Annotated in this window: 20 protein-coding genes; 13 read left to right on the top strand and 7 right to left on the bottom strand. The window is 70.7% G+C overall.

The window, feature by feature from the left end; all coding sequences use genetic code 11:
* Positions 1-148 precede the first annotated feature (148 nt).
* Complete coding sequence (locus B9H04_RS10240; protein ID WP_049929549.1) at positions 149-541, top strand: VOC family protein; 393 nt, start codon at positions 149-151, stop codon at positions 539-541.
* A 283-nt stretch (positions 542-824) separates the two neighbouring features.
* Positions 825-1253, top strand: a complete 429-nt coding sequence (locus tag B9H04_RS10235) for a universal stress protein (protein WP_049929548.1) — start codon at positions 825-827, stop codon at positions 1251-1253.
* On the opposite strand, the gene B9H04_RS10230 is transcribed toward B9H04_RS10235, so the two are convergent.
* Entirely contained in the window at positions 1237-1647 is a 411-nt protein-coding gene (locus B9H04_RS10230) for a hypothetical protein (RefSeq protein WP_049929547.1), read from the bottom strand. The genes B9H04_RS10235 and B9H04_RS10230 overlap by 17 nt on opposite strands.
* 172 nt (positions 1648-1819) lie before the next feature.
* Between B9H04_RS10230 and ilvD the strand changes: the two genes are divergently transcribed.
* Positions 1820-3607 carry a dihydroxy-acid dehydratase gene (gene ilvD / locus B9H04_RS10225; protein WP_085682674.1) on the top strand — a complete coding sequence of 596 codons (1788 nt, stop codon included), beginning with the start codon at positions 1820-1822 and terminating at the stop codon, positions 3605-3607.
* Positions 3608-3626: 19 nt separating this feature from the next.
* On the opposite strand, the gene B9H04_RS10220 is transcribed toward ilvD, so the two are convergent.
* Positions 3627-4805 (bottom strand): inorganic phosphate transporter, encoded by a 1179-nt coding sequence (locus tag B9H04_RS10220; protein ID WP_049929545.1) that lies wholly within the window; start codon positions 4803-4805, stop codon positions 3627-3629.
* A 109-nt stretch (positions 4806-4914) separates the two neighbouring features.
* Positions 4915-5166: a hypothetical protein gene (locus tag B9H04_RS10215; protein ID WP_049929544.1), complete on the bottom strand. Its 252-nt coding sequence runs from the start codon at positions 5164-5166 to the stop codon at positions 4915-4917.
* Positions 5167-5386: 220 nt separating this feature from the next.
* Here B9H04_RS10215 and B9H04_RS10210 point away from each other — a divergent pair, with 220 nt between their 5' ends.
* Positions 5387-5959: an NYN domain-containing protein gene (locus B9H04_RS10210; protein WP_049929543.1), complete on the top strand. Its 573-nt coding sequence runs from the start codon at positions 5387-5389 to the stop codon at positions 5957-5959.
* A 189-nt stretch (positions 5960-6148) separates the two neighbouring features.
* Here B9H04_RS10210 and B9H04_RS10205 read toward each other — a convergent pair whose 3' ends face one another.
* Positions 6149-6811, bottom strand: coding sequence for a S26 family signal peptidase (locus B9H04_RS10205; protein WP_049929542.1), 663 nt, complete (start codon positions 6809-6811; stop codon positions 6149-6151).
* Positions 6812-6943: 132 nt separating this feature from the next.
* On the opposite strand from B9H04_RS10205, the gene gcvT reads away from it, so the two are divergent.
* Positions 6944-8128 (top strand): glycine cleavage system aminomethyltransferase GcvT, encoded by a 1185-nt coding sequence (gene gcvT, locus B9H04_RS10200; RefSeq protein WP_049929541.1) that lies wholly within the window; start codon positions 6944-6946, stop codon positions 8126-8128.
* A 30-nt stretch (positions 8129-8158) separates the two neighbouring features.
* Here gcvT and moaC read toward each other — a convergent pair whose 3' ends face one another.
* Positions 8159-8695 (bottom strand): cyclic pyranopterin monophosphate synthase MoaC, encoded by a 537-nt coding sequence (gene moaC / locus B9H04_RS10195; RefSeq protein ID WP_049929540.1) that lies wholly within the window; start codon positions 8693-8695, stop codon positions 8159-8161.
* Positions 8688-10157, bottom strand: coding sequence for a bifunctional ADP-dependent NAD(P)H-hydrate dehydratase/NAD(P)H-hydrate epimerase (locus B9H04_RS10190; protein WP_049929539.1), 1470 nt, complete (start codon positions 10155-10157; stop codon positions 8688-8690). The genes moaC and B9H04_RS10190 overlap by 8 nt, the downstream gene beginning before the upstream one ends.
* Positions 10158-10419: 262 nt before the next feature.
* Here B9H04_RS10190 and B9H04_RS10185 point away from each other — a divergent pair, with 262 nt between their 5' ends.
* The 3 genes from B9H04_RS10185 to B9H04_RS10175 all read left to right on the top strand — a co-directional run bounded on the left by B9H04_RS10185 (position 10420) and on the right by B9H04_RS10175 (position 13752).
* Positions 10420-11484: a glycosyltransferase gene (locus tag B9H04_RS10185; protein WP_049929538.1), complete on the top strand. Its 1065-nt coding sequence runs from the start codon at positions 10420-10422 to the stop codon at positions 11482-11484.
* A complete protein-coding gene (locus tag B9H04_RS10180) occupies positions 11485-13221 on the top strand; it encodes a DUF2070 family protein (protein ID WP_049929536.1) in 1737 nt (578 codons plus the stop codon). It abuts the gene before it with no gap.
* Positions 13222-13284: 63 nt separating this feature from the next.
* Positions 13285-13752, top strand: coding sequence for a hypothetical protein (locus B9H04_RS10175; RefSeq protein ID WP_049929534.1), 468 nt, complete (start codon positions 13285-13287; stop codon positions 13750-13752).
* Between the two features lie 9 nt (positions 13753-13761).
* On the opposite strand, the gene B9H04_RS10170 is transcribed toward B9H04_RS10175, so the two are convergent.
* The gene (locus B9H04_RS10170; RefSeq protein WP_085682673.1) at positions 13762-14775 is read right to left on the bottom strand and encodes a lysylphosphatidylglycerol synthase transmembrane domain-containing protein; all 1014 of its coding nucleotides are present in this window, start codon (positions 14773-14775) and stop codon (positions 13762-13764) included.
* A gap of 119 nt (positions 14776-14894) precedes the next feature.
* On the opposite strand from B9H04_RS10170, the gene B9H04_RS10165 reads away from it, so the two are divergent.
* The 5 genes from B9H04_RS10165 to B9H04_RS10145 all read left to right on the top strand — a co-directional run bounded on the left by B9H04_RS10165 (position 14895) and on the right by B9H04_RS10145 (position 19920).
* On the top strand, positions 14895-15761 hold the full coding sequence (locus tag B9H04_RS10165; RefSeq protein WP_049929532.1) for a hypothetical protein: 867 nt from the start codon (positions 14895-14897) through the stop codon (positions 15759-15761).
* A gap of 34 nt (positions 15762-15795) precedes the next feature.
* The gene (locus B9H04_RS10160) at positions 15796-16830 is read left to right on the top strand and encodes a glycosyltransferase family 4 protein (protein ID WP_049929531.1); all 1035 of its coding nucleotides are present in this window, start codon (positions 15796-15798) and stop codon (positions 16828-16830) included.
* Positions 16831-16918: 88 nt separating this feature from the next.
* Positions 16919-17695, top strand: coding sequence for a pyrroline-5-carboxylate reductase (gene proC / locus B9H04_RS10155; RefSeq protein ID WP_080508529.1), 777 nt, complete (start codon positions 16919-16921; stop codon positions 17693-17695).
* Positions 17688-18563, top strand: coding sequence for a glutamate 5-kinase (gene proB, locus B9H04_RS10150; RefSeq protein WP_049929528.1), 876 nt, complete (start codon positions 17688-17690; stop codon positions 18561-18563). The genes proC and proB overlap by 8 nt, the downstream gene beginning before the upstream one ends.
* A complete protein-coding gene (locus B9H04_RS10145; RefSeq protein ID WP_049929527.1) occupies positions 18547-19920 on the top strand; it encodes a glutamate-5-semialdehyde dehydrogenase in 1374 nt (457 codons plus the stop codon). The genes proB and B9H04_RS10145 overlap by 17 nt, the downstream gene beginning before the upstream one ends.
* Positions 19921-19955: the final 35 nt, after the last annotated feature.

The following is a 19955-nucleotide window of genomic DNA, read 5'->3' as shown; positions in this document are numbered from 1 at the left end:
ATGTTTACATGACTGTGTATAAGTGTGCCGCGGACGTTCGCAGTTCGCAGGACCGCCCCGCCGTCGCCGACCGCCACGTCTCCGGCCGGACGCGGACCGGCAGTACCCGGCCCGACGACTTTTGCGCCCGGACGCCGAACACTCCCCCGTGAAGGCACGCCATATCGACCACGTCAACCTCCGCATCCCGGAAGGCGGTGCCGACGCGGCCCGCGAGTTCTACGGCGAGGCGCTCGGCTTCGGCATCGAGGACGCGCTGTACGCGGCCGGAGAGAAGCCCTTCTTCGACGTGCGGCTCTCCGCGACCGCGGTGATCCACCTGTGGCCGACCGCCGAGTTCGAGCGGCCGGCGAGGACGAACTACGACCACGTCGCGGTCGTCGTCGAGGAGTCGGTCGAGGAGATCGAAGCGGAGCTGGCCGACGCCGGCGTCGAGGTCGAAAAGCGGCTCGACTCCCCGCTCGGCGCGACCGGCGAGGCCGGCGCGGTGTACGTCAGGGACCCGTTCGGCTACCGAGTGGAGCTGAAAGCGCGGGTGTGAGCCGCCGGAGCCCGGCGACGCGTTCGCCGGTGCGGTCATCGCCGCGAGGGGCCGGGGCGTCTCGGATCTCGGGGAATTGGTGGCGACGGGCAACGCGGCCGGCGCGGCCGGCGCGGCCGCGGTGTCGACGGTCTGGTCGTTCGACTCCGACGCCGTCGCGGCGGAAGCAGGTCCGTGACCGACGTGTCGGGGAGTTGACGGGGCGGCGCCACGGATCCCATCGGCTCGTCCCGGGCGTCGTCTGAGGAAGAGACTTAGGTGGGTAGGCGGTCTGACCTACGGTATGGTCTCACGCATCCTCGTCCCGATGGACGACTCCGACCACTCGGTGGAGGCCCTCGCGTACGCGCTCGACAGCTTTCCGGAGGCCGACGTCACCGTGTTACACGTCGTCGGTGTCCCTTCCTCGATGTTCGGCGAAGCGACGGACCTCGCCCTTGCGGACGACATCGACGAGGCCGCCGCCGAACGCGCCGAGCCCGCCTTCGAGCGGGCGCGCGCGGCGGCCGCCGAGCGGGGGCGAGAGATAGACACGGTCGTGGGTATCGGCCACCCGGCCCGGAACATCATCAATCGGGCGGGCGACTACGACACGGTCGTGATCGGCGCTCACGGGGCGGACCGCCGCCGCATGACGCGCCGGTTCCTCGTGGGGAACGTGGCCGAAACGGTCGCCAGGCGGTCGCCGGTCCCGGTCACGATCGTTCGGTGACCAGAGCGGCTCCGTCGAACGTTACCATGGCGACGGCGGTGTCCGCGATCAGCGCGAGCAGATACCCCGTGGTTCGTGGTGACGACGGTACGACGCGCGACCGCACGCGCAGTCCGGGGTCGTCGTTCGTGCCGACCCCGAGCGCCGCGAGCCGCCGCGCCTGGTCGACCGCCGTCACGACGAGCACGAACCACAGCGCGGCCGCGAGCCCGAACCGGACGAACGAGGACGGCAGACTTAGGGCCGCGTCGCCCGACGTCGCGACGACCGCCGGGGTCACGCGAATGACGAGGATGTAGAACAGGAGGTAGCCGAGACATGCCTCAACCGGCCCGTGCGGGGGGAACTGGCTGTCATCCTCGTCGACGCGACGGGCCGCGCTTGCGACGGACATGCTGATACGCGACCGACGACGAGGGGCGAGTTCAATACGTTATCGTCTGTCGAATAACGGGTGTCGAGCCCCGCTTCCGGAAGCCGACTCCGTGCGGGGGGAACCGCGATCCCCGCCGAGCAACCCTCGCCCCGACGCGGCGGTTTAAGACCCCCGAGCGACAGGGTCGGGTATGAGCGAACAGCAGTCGAGATCGGACGACGGCGAGCGGCGTCGTCGCCGGGAGGACGCAGACCGATTCGCCGGGACGAAAGACGAGGACCTGCCGAGCCGCGAGGTGACAGAGGGGCCGGACAAGGCGCCGCACCGCGCCATGTTCCGCGCGATGGGGTTCGACGACGAGGACCTCTCGTCGCCGATCGTCGGCGTGCCGAACCCGGCCGCCGACATCACGCCGTGTAACGTCCACCTCGACGACGTGGCGGACGCCGCGCTCGACGGCATCGACGCGGCGGGGGGGATGCCGATCGAGTTCGGCACGATCACCATCTCCGACGCCATCTCGATGGGGACGGAGGGGATGAAGGCGAGCCTGATCTCGCGGGAGGTGATCGCCGACTCCGTCGAGCTCGTCTCCTTCGGCGAGCGCATGGACGCCCTCGTGACGGTCGCGGGCTGCGACAAGAACCTCCCCGGGATGATGATGGCCGCGATCCGGACGGACCTCCCCAGCGTCTTCCTCTACGGCGGCTCGATCATGCCCGGGCAACACGACGGCCGCGACGTGACGATCGTCCAGGTGTTCGAGGGCGTCGGCACGTACGCGCAGGGCGACATGGACGCCGACGAACTCGACGAGTTAGAGCGGCACGCCTGCCCCGGCGCGGGCTCCTGTGGCGGGATGTTCACCGCGAACACGATGGCGTCGCTGTCGGAGGCGCTCGGGCTGGCGCCGCTCGGATCGGCCTCGCCGCCGGCGGAGGACGAGGCGCGCTACGCGGTCGCCGAGCGCGCCGGCGAGCTGGCGATGGACTGTATCGAGAACGACCGCCGCCCCTCCGACATCCTCTCGCGCGAGTCGTTCGAAAACGCGATCGCGGCCCAGACCGCGATGGGCGGCTCGACGAACGCGGTCCTTCACCTGCTCGCGCTCGCGGGCGAGGCCGACGTCGACCTCTCTATCGAGGACTTCGACGAGATCTCCCGGCGCACGCCGAAGATCGCGAACCTCCAGCCCGGCGGGAGCCGCGTCATGAACGACCTCCACGAGGTCGGCGGCGTGCCGGTCGTGCTCCGCCGCCTACTTGAGGCCGACCTGCTCCACGGCGACGCGATGACCGTGACGGGCCGGACGCTCGCCGAGGAGATCGCGGCCCTGGAGGAGCGCGGCGAACTCCCGGCCGACGACGATATCGAGGCCGACTTCCTCTACCCCGTCGAGGACCCGAAGGAGGAGGAGGGCGCCATCAAGATCCTCGACGGCAACCTCGCGCCGGACGGCTCGGTGCTGAAGGTGACCGGCGACGACGAGTTCTACCACGAGGGCCCCGCCCGCGTGTTCGAGAACGAGGAGGACGCGATGGAGTACGTCCAGTCGGGGGCGATCGAGTCCGGCGACGTGATCGTCATCCGCAACGAGGGGCCCCGCGGCGGCCCCGGCATGCGCGAGATGCTCGGCGTCACCGCCGCCGTCGTCGGCGCGGGCCACGAGGACGACGTGGCGCTGCTCACCGACGGCCGCTTCTCGGGCGGCACCCGCGGTCCGATGATCGGCCACGTCGCGCCCGAGGCCGCCGTCGGCGGTCCGATCGGGCTCATCGAGGACGGCGACCACGTCACGGTCGACATCCCCGAGCGCGACCTGACCGTGGACCTCTCCGACGAGGAGCTCGACGAGCGCCGCCAGGCGTGGGACGCGCCCGAACCGCCCTACGAGGGCGGCATCCTCGCGAAGTACGGCCGCGACTTCGCCTCGGCCGCGGAGGGCGCGGTGACGAACCCGCGGCTCACGCGGGACTGAACGGGCGGTTCGCGCGCCGTCAGGCGACACCCGGAACGAGGACGAAGAACCCGTAGGCCAGCAGGGTCGACACGGACGGGCCGATGATCCACATCGAGATGTACTTCAGCACTGCTCGGGGGTTGAACAGGTCGCCGGCCTCCAACACCGCCTCCGGTTCCGCCTCGCCGATCGGCGCCGACCGCTCCTCTTCGTCCTCCGAGACGGTTATCGCGCCGGGGACGATCTCGTTGTCCCCGGTGTTCCGGGTGACCGCCTCCTGAACGGTGACCGGCCGCGTCGCGCGTCCCCACCCGATGCCGACGATCGTCATCACCGTGCCCATGACGAGGCTGATCGGGATCCCGAGGTACGAGAGGACCGTCGTGATCGTCGAGGCCGTCGTCATCACGAAGAGGGCCGCGAGCAGGGGGATGTCGCTCAGTTCGCCGCCGACCGACTCCATCGTGCGGCGGGCGATCGTGAAGCCGCCGAGTCCGATCGCGAGCGTGGCGATCCCGATAGCGGTGTTTTCCGGAAGCCCTCCGACGCCGCTGACCAGCGGCGCGGCGGCGTTCGGTACGTTGCTCGCGCCGGCGCTGAACGACATGTAACAGCCGATGAGGAGGACGACGACCGTGCTGATGAGCTCCGTCACCGTCGTGTTCGGGCCGAGTTCCGGCTTCGGTACCCCGCCCTCGCGGTCGAGTCGCAGCAGCGGGCCGGGGGACTTCTCGATGTGGACCCGCCGGTTCACCGCCGGGTAGACGTACCGACCGATCACGACGCCGACCCAGAACCCGATGATCGGGGTCACGATCCACCACGAGATGATCCGCGAGACCGTCGCGTAGTCGAGCGTGTCGGTCGCCAGTCCGAGGCCGGCGATCGCTCCGACGGTCGTCATCGAGGTCGGCACGGGGACCCCGAAGATGTTCGCGATGAGGATCCCGAGTCCGATGAAGAACAACACGGCGACACCCGCCGAGAGCGAGAGCTCCGTCGTGATGATCCCGCCGCTCAGCGTGTCCATCACGTTTCGCCCCACGGTCCAGCCGCCGAGGAAGACGAACGCCGTCATGAGTCCCGCGGCGGTCGTCTTCTTCAGGATGCCGGCCCCGACGGGAGGTCCCCACGCGATGCCGGTCGAGGAGCCGCCGATGTTGAAGCCGACGAACGCCGACGCGACGACCCCGACCGCCAGGAGCGTTTCCACCATCGAATCGTGGTACCGCCATACGAGGCATATAAGTGTCGTAATCGGTCACGATTCGGGCTCGAAACTGCGGCGTTGCGGCCGCGGTTCCGGTGCGGCCGCCGGTCCGGCGTCAGCGGGACTCGCCGCCGTCGGTCTGCGCGGTCTTGACCGACTCGGCGCGCCAGACGTTGCTCCGACGCCCGGCGCGGGAGAGTTCCATCTTCACGACCGACCCTACCGGCAGGTCGGCGACGCGCTCGCGGGCGTCCTCGTCGGCGTAGTCGACGACGTGGAACGTCTCGTTGCGTGGATGGGCACGTACAGTGGTACAATCGTGATCGTTCTGTGCGGAAATGACGGTGTACGCGTTTGATTGAGACATCTTATCTCGTTATTCTTGGACATCCTATTTCAAGTCTCCGTATATTCACTACGGACGTGAGGCAGGTCGTAATACGGATATAAGGTGTTGAAGCGCCAAGTCGGTCGGGCGAATTGCCGGGGATAACTGGGCAGACGACACACCGAGACCGGGCGGGAGGCGTTCGTCGGGAGCGCTCGCGAATCAGCATACCTATTTCCGGCCGCGGCGAAGCCCGCTCATGGACCGAGGCGACGGGCCCGAAGGCGAGACGACCGCTGACGGCGAGGCGGGCCGCAGCGATGGCACGACCGGCGAGCGCGCGACGGACGCGAACACCGACGGCGTGGCGCTGTTCGTCGACGGCCCGAACGTGTTGCGCGAGGAGTTCGACGTGGACCTCGACGACGTGCGGCTGGCCGCCGAGGCCGAGGGCCCGCTGGTGACGACCCGGCTCTACCTCGACGAGCACGCGACGCCGGGGCTGATTCAGGCCGCGGAGGCCCGTGGTTTCGAGGTCGTGATCACGAGCGGCGACGTGGACGTGAAGCTCGCGGTCGACGCCGCGCGGTTCGCGGCCGAGAACCGAATGGACACCCTCGCGATCGCCTCGCGCGACACGGACTTCAAGCCGGTCGTCGAGACCGCCAACGGCTACGGGATCCGGACGCTCGCCATCGCGCCCGGGGAGTTCGGGCGCTCGGACGCGCTCCGCAACGCCGCCAACGGCTCCGTGACGCTCGACGGCGACGAGAGCGACGCCGCCGGGAGCGACGACGACGAGACGGACGCCGGATCGCCCTCGACGCGATAGCGGTCGGGCGACGCCGGCGGCCGCGTATAGCTGAACGCCGACCTCGCGGTTCGCTCGGGGCTCCCCGCGGTCGCCCCTCTCTCACCGCTACCTCCCACGCGCTCCTCGCGCCGGCCGCACCGAATTGTATAAAAGACGGCTACCGGCGGTCGCGAGCTTTCATGAGAGAATCGCTCCCGCCGAGACAACTCACCGCCGCCGTCCCCGACCGAGCCGTCCCAAGAGCAGCGCGCCGAGTCCGCCGGCCAGTCCCGCGAGACCGACGAGGACCACTCCGGTCGCGACCCCGCCGTACCGCGCGGCCGCCGCGTCGATCGCCACCCGTGTCCAGCCGAGGTTCGGCACCGCGAACAGCGCCTTGCCGGCGATCCACTCCTCGGGGACGACCGGGGCGATGCCCGCGCTCTGGTCGTACAGCCCGTTCGCGTCCCCGCGCGTGACGTACCCGTCGTACGGCGCCGGACAGGTTGAGAGCTCCCCGCAGTCGCCTGAGAGCAGGTCCGGGTCGGCCCGCTCCGTCCAGTCCTCGCCCGCCTCCACGGGGAACGCCAAGCGGTGGAACACCGGGCGACCCCCGGCGCCCGGAACGGCGTAAACGACCACGTCTCCCGGTCCGCCGAGCCGCGTCGGCGCGTCCGCGTCGGCGGCGCTCGAGAGGTCGCCCCACGGCGTTCGGTCGGCGGCCGTGACGACGACGAGGTCGCCGCGCTCGACGCCGGGAGTCATGCTGCCGCTCTCGACCGCGACGAACGGCGGCCACGTGCCCACGACGGCGCCGAGCAGGACCGCGACGAGGAGGACGGCGACCGCGGGCGCCACCGCGGCGGCGGTGTCGGGACGGGAACTGCTCACGGTCGGGAGACGGCACGGCGACCGCTTGAGGCTGTCGCTCGAGGTGGTCGGGGCCACGCGGCCGGGCCCGCCGCGGACGCGCGGACCGCCGCTGTCACAACACCTTAGGCTCGCCCGGGAGAGGGTGCGCGTATGACCGACCGTCTCCCTCCGCTCCACGACGCCCACGACGCGCGCGGTGCGAAGTTCACCGACTTCGGCGGCTGGCAGATGCCCGTCGAGTTCGACTCGATCCGGACCGAACACGCGGCGGTCCGCGAGTCGGTCGGCGTCTTCGATGTCTCCCACATGGGCGAGATCGAGGTGGCCGGCCCGGACGCGACCGAACTGATGAACCGACTCACGACCAACGACGTGCGCGCGCTCGACCCCGGGGACTCCCAGTACGCCGCGATCACGAACGGGGAGGGCGTGATGCTCGACGACACGGTCGTCTACCGGCTCCCCGACGGGACTCCGGCCGGGGAAGGGGCGGCGTCGCTCGCGGCGTTGGAGAGCGACCACGGCGGCGACCTCGACGCGCCGAGCGGCGACCCGGCGTACCTCTTCGTACCGAACGCGGGCCACGACGGACAGATGTCCGACCGCTGGACCGCGCACCGCGACGAGTGGGGGCTCGACGCGACCGTCGCGAACGCCACGGGGGACTGGGCGATGCTCGCGGTCCAGGGCCCCGACGCGGCCGACGCCCTCGACCAGGCCACGCCCCGCGACCGCGTCGTCGACCTCTCGAAGTTCGAGGCGGCGGTGGCGGCGGTGGCGGGGGTCGAGAGCTGGGTCGCGCGCACCGGTTACACCGGCGAGGACGGCTTCGAGGTGATGTGCCCGGCCGCCGACGCCGGCGCCGTCTGGGAGGCGTTCGTCGATGCGCCCCGCGAGGCGCAGCCGTGCGGCCTCGGCGCGCGCGACACGCTCCGCACCGAGATGGGGTTCCTGCTGTCCGGACAGGACTTCGATCCCGAGGGTGAGCCCCGGACCCCGTACGAGGCGCGGATCGGCTTCGTCGTGAAGCTCGACACGGAGTTCGTCGGCCGCGACGCGCTGGAGGTCCAGAAGGAGCAGGGCGTCGACGAGAAGTTCGTCGGCGTCAGGCTCTCGGAGCGCGGCGTGCCCCGCGGCGGGTACGCGGTCACCGACGGCGACCTCACCAGAGTCGGGAAGCTCACCTCCGGGACGATGAGCCCGACGCTCGACGAGCCGATCGGGCTGGGGTACCTCCACGAGTCGTACGCCGACGCCGGCACCGAGGTGAGCGTCGTCGTGCGCGGCGACGAGAAGCGCGCCGAAGTCGTGGTCCCGCCGTTCCTCGACCGCTGAGGTGATCCGCGGCGGCCTCCCGGGCCGCGGCTACGCTTCGACCGTCTCCTTCCGTTTGTCGACCAATTTCACGTCCGCGATCCGCGTGTCGGGGTACTGGCCGTCGCCGTCCTTCTCCGCGGCCTTCACCATGTCCCAGACGGTGTTGAGCCCGGTCGTGACGCCCTCCAGCGCCTCCATCTCACAGCCCGTCTTGCCGGTGGTCTCGACCGCGACCGTCAGCTCGATCCGGTCGTCGCCGACCGCGAACTCGGCGTCGACGTTCGTGATCGGGATCTGGTGGCACATCGGGATCGTCTCCCAGGTGTGTTTCACCGCCTGAACGGCGCCGATCCGGGCGGTCGCGAGCACGTCGCCCTTCTCGACCGCGTCGGCCTCGACCGCCGCGATCGTCCCCGGCGTCAGCCGGATCTCCCCGCGGGCGACCGCTCGCCGGCTGCTGTCGGGCTTCGCGCCCACGTCGACCATCTGGACGTCGCCGGCGTCGTCGGTGTGTGTCAGGTCGTCCGGGCTGCCGTCGCCTCCGTTGCTTCCGTCGCCGGACCGGACCGCGTCCTCCTCACTCATCACGCATCGCCTCCGGCAGCCGATCGGGTAAGTCCGTCGCCACCAACCCCGCGCCGTTCGCCTCCGCGGCCGCGTCGCCGGCCCGGCCGACGGCGTACGCGCCGACCGCGGCCGCCCGGAACGGCTCCGTCACGGCCGCCAGCGCGCCGACCGTCCCCGCGAGCACGTCGCCCGTCCCGCCGACCGTCATGCCGGGGTTCCCGGTGCGGTTGAGCCGTGTCTCGTCGCCGTCGGCGACCACGTCGACAGCGCCCTTCACGAGCAGCGTGTGGCCCAGCCCGCCCGCGAACTCGTCGACCAGTTCCGCGCGCTCGTCCGGGTCTGACGCCCTCTCGCCGCCCATGTCGACGAGTTCGCCCTGGTGCGGCGTACAGATCAGGTCGGCGTCGGTGTCGACCTCGGGGACGACCCGGAGCGCGTCGGCGTCGACGACGCCGCGTCCGTCGTAGCCCGTCAGGAACTCGCGGACGAACTCCCGAGCCCCGTCGCCGCCGCCAAGGCCCGGGCCGAGGACAGTGACATCGCTTTCGGCCGCGAGCGACGCGACCCGGTCGACGTGGGCGGGCTCGACGCGGTCGCCGGGCAGCGCGCGGACGATGAGGTTCGGCGAGAACCCCTGGACCGCGCTGGCGACCGACTTGGGGCACGCCACGCGGACGAGGTCGGCGCCCGCGCGGAGCGCGGCCAGCGCGGACAGCGTCGGCGCCCCGGTGTACGGTCCGCCCCCGACTACCAGCACCTCGCCGTTGTCCCCCTTGTGCGAGTCCGGATCGCGGTCGAGCCCGAGGAGATCGCCGGGGCCGGTGAACCGCTCCGCGGCGGCCGGGATCCCGATGTCCGCGACCGTGACGGCGGCGGCGTCGAGTCCGGGCTTCTCGTCGTGGAACGTCACCACGCGGTCGGCGTCGACGGCGACTGGGTCGGCCGGACCGTCGGTCGCCGCCTCGCCGGTCGGTTCGCCGGTGTCGGCGTCGATCCCGGAGGGCACGTCGACCGCGATCACCGTCGCGTCGGTCGCGTTGATCGCCGCGGCGGCGGTTCGTTCCGGCTCGCGGAGGCCGCCGGAGACCCCGGAGCCGAGCATCGCGTCGACGACGACGTCCGGGCCGTCGCCGTCGGGAGCGGCGAGGGAGAAGTCGCGGGAGTCGGTGACCGTCTCGGTCGTGATCTCCGTCGCTTCAAGAGCCGCCCAGTTCTCCCGCGCGATGTCGGTCCGGATCGTCGCGGGGCGTCCGAGCAGGTGGACCGTCACGTCGTACCGCTTCAGGAACCGCGCCGCGACGAGGGCGTCGCCGCCGTTGTTCCCGCGGCCGCAGACGAGCGCGACGGCGGCACCCGGGTCCGCGACGGCCCGCACTTCGCGGGCGACGGCGTTGCCGGACGACTCCATCAGCTGTTTGCGCGGGACGCCGAGCGCGGCCGCGTTGGCGTCGACGGCCGCCATGCGGTCGGTCGTGATCATGCTCGGCGGTTCGAGCGCCCGGGGATTAAGCGGTCGGGGTCAAAGCCACCTCGACAGCGCTGCGCCCGCCGCGCTTCGGAAATGAAAATGTTGAAGCGGTCAGGTGGAGAACTCGGCGAATAACTGTGGCATCGGTACCCCTCGTCGGCCCGGCCGCCCCGGCAACCCCCTCCGCGGCCGACGTACCCGGCTCGTCCCCTCCGCGCCGAGTCCGCCCCGGCGGCCGCGGCCGACCGCGACCGCACGACCGACAGACGCCACCATGAACATCGGCTTCTTCACAGACAGCTACTTCCCCGGGATCGACGGCGTCACCTACACCATACAGGCGTGGCGCGAGCGCCTCGAAGCGCGGGGCCACGACGTGTACGTCGTCTACCCCGCGAGCAGCCACGAGCCCGACGACGGCGAGATCCCGGTCCGCTCGCTGCCGAACCCGTTCTACCGGCAGTACCGCTTCCCCACCTACCGCCGCCTCTCGACGCTCCCCGACCTCGACGTCGTCCACTGTCACGGCCCGGCGTCGACTGGGTTGATGGGGCTCCGGTACGCGAAGCGGTACGGCGCCACCTCGGTGTACACCCATCACACCCCCGTGGAGGACTACTTCGTCCAAGGGCTCAAGTCCGAACGGCTCGCCGCGCTCGCGGGACGGGCGTACGTCGCCTACGAGAACCGCTTTTTGAACGCGTTCGACTGCGTCACCGCCTCGACCTCGCGGATCCGCCGCGACGTGAAGCCGTACCGGCTCCCGGTCGGCATCGAGATGGACCGGTTCCGCCCCCGCGAGAACGCCGGCGCGGACTCGCTGGCGGCCGACGGGGGACCGAACGGAGACGACCGGCCCGTCGTCGGGTACAGCGGTCGGATGACCCGCAAGAAGAACGTCGACGAGATTCTCCGGCTCGCGGCGCGGCTCCCCGAGGCGCGGTTCGAACTCGTCGGCGAAGGGCCGGTCCGGGCGGAGCTGGAGGCGGACGCCCCGGCGAACGTCCGGTTCCACGACTTCCTCCCGCGGGAGGAACTCCCCGACTTCTACGCCGCGCTCGACGTCTTCGTCACGGCCTCGACCTGCGACACGCTCGGGCTCTCGACGCTGGAGGCGAACGCTTGCGGCACCCCGGTCGCGGCCGCCGACGTGGCGCCGTTCGACGAGACGATCGGTCCGGAGAACGGCGCGCGGTTCACGCTGGACGACCTCGACGACATGGAGCGCGCGGTCCGCGACTGCCTCGACGGCGACAGGGACACCCGCGCGGCGGTCGAGCGGTTCTCGGTGGAGCAGACCGTCGACGAGCTCGAATCGATCTACGGGGTGACCGGCTAGATGGGCGCGGACAACGTCGACGCCTTCCAGCGGCTCGTGTTCTCGGTGCCGCGGCTCCGGGTTCAGGCCGCCGCGCTCGTCCTTCTGAGCGGGGTGTACGGCGTCGCCACGGTCGCGGCGATAACGGTCTTCACGCCGTTCGCTCTGGACCCGTCGCGGATCGTGCCGGTGGCGGTCCTCATCTTCCTCGTCCCGTTCGTCGTCGCCGCGGAGCTGTTCCCCCGCGTCCTCGACGGCTACCCGCGGCCGTGGAGCTACTTCCTCGCGCTCACCTCGCAGTTCGTCCTGTTCGTGTACGCGCTCGTGCTCTCCGGCGCGGACAACGTCGGGAACGCGTGGAGCATCATCTGGCTGAGCTTCATCACGCTGTACCTGCTCAACATCCTGGTGCTCGTCGTCTCGACGGGGATCGACCGCTCCGACCGGATCCTCCTCGCGTCGCTCGCCGAGCCGGCCCTGCTCATCGCCGCCTTCTACGCGCTGGGCGGGAGCGAGCTCGGCTTCTCGACGTACCGCCACGTGTTCGCGTTCGCGTCGCTGCTCATCGCGGCCGGGTTCCTCGTGTTGGTGCTCCTCGTCGTCGACTACCTGATCCGGAGCAACACCGACGTCTCCGCGTTCGCGCTCACCTCCGGGCTGCTCCGGAACGACCGCGAGTCGCTCGACTTGGGCGTCGAGGCCCGCCCCGCGGTCGAGACGTTCGCGGTCGACAACGGGGACCGGCTCACCGTCGCGGCGCCGTGGGTCCACCCCGGTCCGCTCGGCGGGTTCGGCGGCGGCCAGCTGAGCGGGAACCTGATCGACGCGCTGAACGGCGCTCGGGAGGGCGAGGACGGCGCGACCGACCGCGCCGCGGTCGCGGCCGACGGCGGAGCCGCCGCGGACGGCGACGCCGGCTTCTTCTTCCACGTCCCGTGTACCCACAAGGAGGACCTCTCGGACCCGGCGGACGCGGAGCGGATCCTCGACGCCGTCGCGGACCCGGACCGGACGGAGCAAGTCTCGCGGCTCGTCACCGAGTCGTACGGCGAGCGGGAGGGGTACGCGGACGTCAGGTTCCACGGCCGACGGATCGGCGACCGGCAGGTGATCGTCCTCCACGGCGAGGGGATCGACGACTACGACACCGGCGTGTTCATGCGCGACGTGGACCACGACGAGGTGCTGCTGATCGACCAGCACAGACACGACATCCAGAACGGCCCCGAGGTGGAGATACAGTACGGCTCCGCCGAGGCCGACCGGCTGAAGCGCGCGTTCGACGACTTCCGCGACCGGCTCGCGACGGCCGACCTCGCCGACGGCTACGCCGCCGGTTTCGCGGTGACGCGGACCGCACAGAACGCGCTGGCGATGGTCGAGTCCGTCGACGGACAGGAGGTGCTCTGGATCGGCGTCGACACGAACGGCCTCACCCCGGACGTGCGGGCGACCGCCGACGCGTACCGCGACGAGTTCGACGCCGTGATCCCCTTCTCGACGGACACCCACGCGTCGATCCACGAGCTGGCCAACATGCGCGAGTCCGACCTCGACGCCATCGAGCGCGCGGTCGACCGCGCCGTCGACGACGTCGCACCCGCGACCGTGGGGTTCGCGAGCCGACGGACGGAGCCGGTGAAGCTGCTGAAAAATGACTATAACGGGCTCGTGTTCAGCGTCAACATCCTCATCCGCCTGACGATCATCGCCCTGGTGACGCTGTACGTGCTGCTCGTGCTGTGGCTCTTCTTCTGAGACTGGGGTACTCCGGGCGAAGCCGCACCCGCCGTTTTTGTGCGCTCGCTCCGAGACCTCGATATGGTCTCCCGGGCCCTCCTCCTCAGCACCGATCGGACGCCGAAACGCGCCCTCGGCGTCGTCGCGGCCGCGTTCGTCGCCGCCTCGCTCCTCGTCGTCCTCCCGTGGGAGCCGACGGGAGCCGCCGGACGCTATCCCCTCTGGGCGGCCCTCATCGCCGTCGCGGTCGGCGCAGCTGGGGACGCCGGACGACGTCGCGGCGGCCTCCTCGTGGGCTGGGGAGCCGTCTTCCTCGCGACCGTCTGGGTCTTCGTCGTCCCGCCGCTCGCTGCGCTCGCCCGCGGCGATACGCTCGGCGACGGCGGGTACGCGGTCCCGCGTCCGTCCGTCGTCGCTCTGCGTCCCCGCGCCGAACTGCTGACCGGGCTCCGGATCGGCCCGGTCGTCGCTCTCGTGGTCGCTCTCACGCTCGGGAGCGCGGCATTCGTCGCCGGCGCGGCGGTGCGCAGACGGACGGATCGGCCGTGACGACCCGCGCTACTCGAACGCCTTGACCCCGAGGGCGGAGGCCGACGCGCCGCCGATCACCATCGGGAGCCAGTAGACCGCGCCGCGGAAGACCAGGACCGCGGCGGTGATCGCGGACGCGGCGACCCCGGTCGTGGGCACGAGGAGGCCGACGAGCGCGGCCTCGATGCCGCCGAGTCCGCCCGGGAGCGGCGTCGCGCCCGCGACGTACGACAGCGGGACGACGAAGACGGGGATCAACGGCGAGACCGGGTGCCCGACCGCGGCGAACGCGACGGTGAGCGCGGCCGCCTGAAACAGCCACCCGACGAGCGAGAGGGCGACGATGCCGAGGAGCCGCCGCCGGTCCGTGCCGACGCGCTCGATGTCGGCGAAGAAGTTCCCCAGCCGGTCGGCGAGCCCCGCCTCGATCGTCTCGGCGTCGAAGCGCTCGAACCGCCCGAGGAACGGCCCGACGGCGCCGGGGACGCGGTCGACGACGGCGGTGCGGTAGCGCCAGATGAAGGCGATCGCCGTGACGATCGCGGTGATCAGGCCGACCGCGCTCGCGACGGCGAACCCGACGCGGTCGCCGACCGCGGTGGTGGCCGCGTACGACCCGACGCCGAGGAACACGAGCGAGACGGAGGGGACGACGTTGAGCACGTCGACGCTCGCGATGCCGACGAGCCCCGTCTCGTAGCGCGCCTCACCCACCTTCGAGATGAGCGCGGCGGCGACCGGCCCGCCCCCGGCCTGCCCGAACGGGGTGACGTTGTTGGCGAACGCGGCGCCGCTGTACACGAGGAACGCGGTCGGGACGGACATCTCGACGTCGAGCGCACCCAACACCGCGCGCAGCATGGGGCTCCACGCGGCGAGCCAGCAGAGCCCCAGTCCGGCGGCCGCGGCGACGAGCGCCGGGTCGGCGCGGACGAGCGCGTCGACGACGCGATCGACCCCGACGACGACGAAAAGCACCGCGAGGAGGAGGACCGCGCCGCCAGCCCCCAAGATTAGCGCGCGCCGTTGTGGGCCTTCCATAGACGGGGTGGGTCGGTAGCGAACTTGAAACGTCTGCTTCGCGGCCGCCGCGCGGCCCTCTCGACCCCGGAGGCACCGAATGGGAATACATACGTACCGGCGGGCCGACGACTCACCCAATGGAAGATCAGCGGTTCCTCGAGTCGGACTGGGACTACTGTCTGGTGCTCGACGCGTGCCGGTACGACGTGTTCGCCGACGTGTACGACGAGTACCTCGACGGGACGCTCGAAAAGCGCGAGAGCGTCGGGTCGTCGACGCCGGAGTGGGCCTACCGCACGTTCACGGGCGAACACGACATCGCGTACTTCTCCGGGAACCCGTTCATCAACGACCTCGGGATCCCGCTGAACGAGCTCAAGTGGGGCGCCAGCTGCGACTACGAGTGGACCGCCTCCGAGCACATCAGCGACATCCACGACGTCTGGAAGACCCAGTGGGACGACGATCTCGGCACCGTCCCGCCGGAGGGGCTCACCCGGGCGTACCGGAACAACCTCGACGCGGTCGAGCGCGCCGACCGCACCGTCCTCCACTACATGCAGCCGCACGCTCCCTACCTCTCCCGCGGGAAGGGGCAGAAGCTCAAGCAGATCCAGAAGGGGATCAGAGAGCAGGGGGAAGAGGAGGCGAGCGACGGCGGCGACGACGACGGCGGACTGCTCTCCTCGCTCAGCGACACAGTCCGGCCGAAGATCGAGAGCCGGCTGGACGACAGCGAGTTCGCCCAGAAGGCGGGGCTGTGGCTCGAACTCGACCCGAAGGACCTCGTGACGGACGGCACGCGCGTGACCGCGCTGTCGATGTACGAGGAGAACCTCCGGATCGCCTTGGAGAGCGTCTCGGAGCTCGTCGAGGAACTCGACGGCGACGTCGTCGTCACCGCCGACCACGGCGAGGCGTTCGGCGAGGAGGGCGTCTGGGAACACCACATCGAGACGTACATCCCCGCGCTGATGGAGGTCCCGTGGCTGGAAGTCGAGTGATCGGCTCCAACCGGGTCCACCGCCGGTGTCTCCGATGAAGGTCAGCCACTACTTCGAGTTCGAGGAGCACGTCACCGGCGGGATGGCCGCGTCCGTCGACCACCAGCGCAAGATGTTCGACCGGGTCGGGATCGAGTACACCACGGAGCCGACGCTGGACGCCGACGTACTCCACCTCAATCTGATGGGCCCGCGCTCGGTCTGGTACGCGCGGCGCGCCCGGAAGGCGGGCGTGCCCGTCGTCGCGCACACCCACGTCACCGCCGAGGACTTCGGCGACAGCTTCCGGTTCACGAACGCGCTCGCGCGACCGCTGAAGCCGTACCTCCGGCGCGCGTACGGGCTCGCAGACCGGCTCGTCTGTCCCTCCGAGTACAACCGCGACGTGATCCGCGGGTACGCGGACGTGCCGACGACGGTCGTCTCGAACGGGGTCGACCGCGAGAAGCTCGACGGCTTCGAGTCGCTGGAAGCGGAGTACCGCGAGCGCTACGACCTCGACCCGCCGACGGTGTTCATGGTCGGCCACGTGATCAAGCGGAAGGGGTTAGAGACGTTCGTCGAGACGGCCCATCGGATGCCGGACGTCGACTTCGCGTGGTTCGGCCACGTCGACCGATCGCTGAAGGGCCGCGAGACGAAGCGGCTCATCGACGAGGCGCCGTCGAACTGTACGTTCACGGGGTTCGTCGACGACATCCGAGGCGCGTACGCCGCGGGCGACGTGTTCTGTTTCCCGACCCACGAGGAGAACGAGGGGATCGCGCTGCTGGAGGCGATGGCGGCCGGGAAACCCCTCGTCGTGCGCGACATCGAGACGTTCTCGTGGCTGGAAGACGGCGAGGAATGTCTGAAGGTGGGCAGCGAGGGCGGTGGAGACGGCGCCGCGAGCGCGGACGTCACCGACGCCCCCGGAGACAACGTCGAGGGCTTCGTCAACGCGCTAGACGAGCTCCGCGACGCCGACCGCCGGGCGGGACTCGGTGCCAACGCCGCGGCGCGAAGCGAGGAGTTCTCGCTCGACGCGATCGCCGACCGGTACCGCTCGCTGTACGCGGATCTCGTTTGAGCGGTCCGGAGCGGCCGATCGGCGGCCGTTCGCGGAAACTTGCGAAAACCGCAGTTGGTATGTCCTCCGGTCGACTCCGTAGAGCCAAATGACTCGTGTGAGCGTTATCGGCTGCGGGAACATGGGCGGCGCCCTGCTCAGGGGGCTTGCCCGCGCGGAGGGGTACCACCTCACGGCGATCGACCTCGACCCCGAGGCGCTCGCCGCGATCGAAGACGCCGTCGACGAGACGACCGAGGACGTGGCGGCGGCGCGCGACGCCGACATCGTCGTCCTCGCGGTGAAGCCCGACGTGGCGCCGGCGGTTCTCGACGACCTCGACCTCCGGGCGGACCAGCAGCTCGTGACGCTGGCGGCGGGGCTCCCACGCGAGTTCGTCGCCGAGCGCACGGACGCGCCGGTCGTCAGGATCATGCCCAACCTCGCCGCCGAGACGGGCGACATGGCCGCGGCGGCGACGAACGCGGGCCTCACCGACGAGGTCCGCGAGATGCTCGACGCGGTCGGGGAGTTCGTCGAGGTCGACGAGTCGCTGATGCACGTCTCGACCGCCGTCAACGGCAGCGGCCCCGCGTTCGCTTTCTACCTGATCGACGCGATGAAGCAGGGCGGGATCGACAGCGGACTCGACCCCGAGCAGGCGGAAACGCTGGCCGCCCAGACGTTCAAGGGCGCCGCGGAGACGGTGTTGCGCGACGACCGCAGCGTCGACGAGCTGATCGACGCGGTCTGCTCGCCCAACGGGACGACGATCGAGGGGATGGACGTGCTCTGGGACAGCGACGCCGACGAGGCGGTCGAGGACGCCGTCGCGGCCGCGGAGCGTCGCTCTCGAGAGCTCGCCGAGGCCTTCGACGATGCCTGAGGACGCGAGCGTCGAGCGAGTCGGCACGGCAGACCCCGAGCACGTTGAGGCCGCTCGGCGGGAGGCGGCCGGCGCGGACCGGGTGATCGTCAAGGCCGGAACGAACTCCCTGACCGACGCGGACTCCCGGCTCGACCGCGTGAAGCTCGACAAGCTCGTCGCCGACGTGATGGACCTCCGCGAGCGCGGCACCGAGGTCGTGTTGGTCTCCTCGGGGGCGGTCGGCGCCGGCACCGGACGGCTCGACGTGGGACCGGAGTCGCGCGACGGGGTCGACTCGATCGCCGAGAGCCAGGCGCTCTCGACGGTCGGACAGGGGCTGTTGATGCGCCACTACACGCAGAGCTTCGAGCGGTTCGACCAGGACGTGGCGCAGATCCTCGTGACGGGCACGGACCTCGACGCGCCGGAGCGGTTCGACAACTTCACCAACACCGTCGAGAAGCTGCTGTCGTGGGGCGTCGTCCCCGTGGTCAACGAGAACGACGCGGTGGCGACCGACGAGCTCCGGATCGGCGACAACGACATGCTGTCGGCGTCGATCGCGATCGGTCTCGACGCCGACCTCCTCGTGACGCTCACCGACGTCGACGGCGTCTACACCGGGAACCCGAAGCGCGACGCGGACGCCGAGCTGATCGAGGCGGTCGACGACGGCTACGAGCGGCTCCGCGAGATCGTCGGCGACGGCACCGCGACCGACTTCGGCGGGATCCGGACGAAAGTGGAGGGCGCCCACGACGTGAGCCGCAACGGGATCCCAGCGATCATCGCGGGCTCCGCCGAGCGCGACGTGTTAGCGCGGATCGTAGCGGGTAAGCCGACGGGCACGCTATTCGTGCCAGAGACTGGTGACGACGATGAGTGACACCGACACGGAACCGGACACCGACGTGGAGGCCGACACCGACGAGCTGGCCCGGCGGGCCGAACGCGCCGCGCTCCAGCTCGCGAACGCCGACGAGGCGACGCGGAACGAGGCGCTCCGGTCGATCGCCGACGCGATCCGCGAGCGCGAGTCCGAGATACTCGACGCGAACGCGGTCGACGTCGAGGAGGCGGAGCGGATGCTCGCCGAGGGGGAGTACACGCAGGCCTTAGTCGACCGCCTGAAGCTCGACGAGACGAAGATCGAGGAGATCGCCTCGATGGTCGAGTCGGTCGCCGCACAGGACGACCCGCTCGGGGAGACGCTCGCGGCGCGCGAGCTCGACGAGGACTTGGAGCTGTACCGGGTCGCCGTGCCGATCGGCGTCGTCGCGACCGTGTTCGAGTCGCGGCCCGACGCCCTGGTCCAGATCGCGGCGCTCGCGTTGAAGTCTGGCAACGCCGTCGTCCTCAAAGGAGGCAGCGAGGCCAGCGAGTCGAACCGCGTGCTGTACGAGGCGATCGTTGAGGCGACCGCCGACCTGCCCGACGGCTGGGCCGCGCTCATCGAGGCGCACGAGGAGGTCGACCGCCTGCTCGAACTCGACGACCGCGTCGACCTTGTCATGCCGCGCGGCTCCTCGGAGTTCGTCTCCTACATTCAGGAGAACACCCAGATCCCCGTGTTGGGACACACCGAGGGGATCTGCCACGTCTACGTCGACGAGGCGGCCGACTTGGAGATGGCCGAAGCCGTCGCCTTCGACGCGAAGGTCCAGTACCCGGCGGTGTGTAACGCCGTCGAGACGCTGCTCGTCCACGAGTCCGTCGCCGACGCGTTCCTCCCCGGTCTCGTCGAGCGGTACGAGGCGGCCGGCGTCGAGCTGCGCGGCGACCGGCGGACCCGCGAGGTCGTCGACATCGAGCCCGCGACCGACGACGACTGGGACACCGAGTACGGCGACCTCGAACTGTCGATCGCCGTCGTCGACGACGTGTACGCCGCGGTCGAACACGCCAACGACCACGGATCGAAACACACCGAGTCGGTCCTCACCGAGGACGCCGAGACGGCCGAGACGTTCATGACCGGCGTCGACGCCGCGAGCGTGTTCCACAACGCGTCGACGCGGTTCGCGGACGGCTACCGCTACGGGCTCGGCGCCGAGGTCGGCATCTCGACCGGCAAGATCCACGCCCGCGGGCCGGTCGGACTGGCGGGGCTCACCACGTACAAGTACTACCTCGAGGGCGACGGCCACCTCGTCGCGAGCTACAGCGGCGAGGACGCGGTCCCGTTCACGCACCGCGAGCTCGACGGTGCCGAGTGGACGCCGGGCTCGCTGTCGACGCGATAGCGACGGCGCCGATACCCCGTCGGTCCGATCGCCGC

Source organism: Halorubrum ezzemoulense DSM 17463 (assembly GCF_002114285.1).
GTDB classification, from domain to species: Archaea; Halobacteriota; Halobacteria; order Halobacteriales; family Haloferacaceae; genus Halorubrum; species Halorubrum ezzemoulense.
The sequence above is the reverse complement of the archived record's forward strand: the minus strand, read 5'-3'. Positions and strand labels throughout refer to the sequence as shown.